The organism is Parasutterella muris (assembly GCF_009767915.1).
Classification (GTDB): Bacteria; Pseudomonadota; Gammaproteobacteria; order Burkholderiales; family Burkholderiaceae_F; genus Parasutterella; species Parasutterella muris.
Window position 1 is genome coordinate 1 of the sequence record NZ_WSRP01000087.1, and the last position, 1,945, is coordinate 1,945.

At 46.0% G+C, this 1,945-nt stretch carries 3 protein-coding genes; all 3 read right to left on the reverse strand.

Going from position 1 to position 1,945, the window contains the following annotated elements:
* On the reverse strand, positions 1 to 452 hold a 452-nt coding region (locus tag E5987_RS12600; RefSeq protein ID WP_160336415.1), incomplete at its 3' end, for a phage baseplate assembly protein V.
* Positions 453 to 508: 56 nt separating this feature from the next.
* Positions 509 to 832: a hypothetical protein gene (locus E5987_RS12605; RefSeq protein WP_160336416.1), complete on the reverse strand. Its 324-nt coding sequence runs from the start codon at positions 830 to 832 to the stop codon at positions 509 to 511.
* On the reverse strand, positions 833 to 1,945 hold a 1,113-nt coding region (locus tag E5987_RS12610; RefSeq protein ID WP_237178849.1), incomplete at its 5' end, for a phage baseplate assembly protein.

Genomic DNA, 1,945 nt, shown 5'->3' on the forward strand with positions numbered 1-1,945 from the left:
CCTCCTTTATCTTTGATGTCGCCTTTTGCAACGATATTGCCTCCGACTTCAAGATTTCCCGTGCATTTTGTCAAAGGCGCGTCAACAGTTACTGAAGCAGATGTTGAGACTGTCACGGGACTGGCTACTCCCTCTACTCTGATTCCGTCACGAGAAAGATAGACTTTCCTGCCTAAGTCATCAAAAACACAAACCTCGCCATCCTTCAGATCAGTCGGACGATATCGGCGGTCCGTGACAACGACAGCAAGAGTTTGATCACGATCACCGCCTAAGGCTAATCCGATAGCTTCAGCTCCGACATGCGGCTCAGAAGTAAAGCCGTATGGTTCAAAATGCTCTACCGACTCTCTGATATCTCCACCCAGAAGCTGAATCTGCAGTGTTCGAAGTTTTCGAGCTCCGTTCTTGGCTGAGAGCGTCGCTCTGTTTATTAAAGCTGTTAAATTCATTTTCGTTAGACAAAAATAAACCCGCCTAATTAGGCGGGCGGCGTGTATTTTTCAACTCAGCGGACTTTCCTAGGAACGCCGGAAAGAATATCTTTGATAGCCTGTTCTCTTGTTGCAACTCGATCCTGATACATTCGAGCGGTGATCTCATTCTCCAGAGCTTCTTTGAAAATCTTTTCATCCATCTTTCGTTTTTGCTCGGGACTAACGTACACCATGCCTTTCATGTCTTCTTCAGTGATTGTGGTCCTAGGATCTTTATATCCTGGAATGTTCTCCCCGCCAATGCATTGTCCCTTCTCGTTATAGTAATACTTCATCTCAGCGCAAGCTACGGTGCTCACGAGCAACAAGACAAGTGGTACAAACAATTTTCTCATTTAGACTCTCCCGCTGTCTTTTTTGATTTCCGGATACATTTCGATTGTAATCTTTTTGGTGTCAACCTCTTTAAAAATCATAAACGATTGTTGCTGTTTTAACTCAAGACTTACAATGCTTCCAGATCCGTTTAAAGTGTACGTGATACTGGCTATTACCCACTTAAGTTGCCTGTCCGTCTCCAGCCATTTGTCGTCTACATTAGCCCATGCATTAACTTTCCACAACTCTCCGTTGCTTTGCCTCCACCCCTGTACCTTATAGGTCAATGTATCGGAATCTCCGAATTTGACATCTTTAAGCACAATAGCCTTCTTCTGAAGTATTTCTGTTGACGCATTCCCTGATTCCTGCTTTACAAACCACCTATTACGTCTAACTCCTTCGTCTTGGGCAAAACCTTTAAGATGATTAGCCGACACCGGAAGCTCACTGGTCGGGTTGGCGGCCTGTCCTAAGGTAACGTAATCACTAAACCTCTTCGACGCATCCTGAGTACGTTTACCTTCAAGAATATTCTTCCCTAGTTCCAGAGTGTCGTGTGCATTACCTCCGGATCCGGCTTGAGCAATAACCAAGTTACCCGCCTCATCATCCGTAAGCAGAATTCCGTTCTTCTGAAGATATCGGGTCACGGCAGCACCTACAGTTTCCGTCGGGGCAAACTCTAAGTTTCTCCTATCCACCGACTTCACTTGATCCACAACGCCAATTCCGAACGGAGCGCACACCGCCTTTAAGTTCTGCTCATGCGTCTGATTCTTGTAGGAGTTCGCCATCCCGTGCGGCATACAGCAGTCCTGTAAGTCGACCGTCTTACTCGCGCCAGAGATAGTAATGCTGATTCCGGATGCAGAATAACTTACCTCCCGCTTAGTAACGTAACCGGTCAGAACAAGATCGTCCCCAATGAACACCTTCACCTCATCCTGAGGCTGAATACCTATAGTCAGGTCTTCTTTACTTCTGGTTGACCTAACAGAGAAGGTTCTAGCCAAGCTTTGAAGCGTGCAGGTAATGCTTACTTCAAGCCAATTCTCGTATTTTCTGCCGTTGACAAAAAGAGTTACGGTGTTATCTGAGATTTTCTTTGGCATGTCGCTCCTTCTCCC

Excerpts from the sequence above, each read along its gene's own strand:
- E5987_RS12605 (WP_160336416.1), bottom strand. The coding sequence starts at position 832 with ATGAGAAAATTGTTTGTACCACTTGTCTTGTTGCTCGTGAGCACCGTA.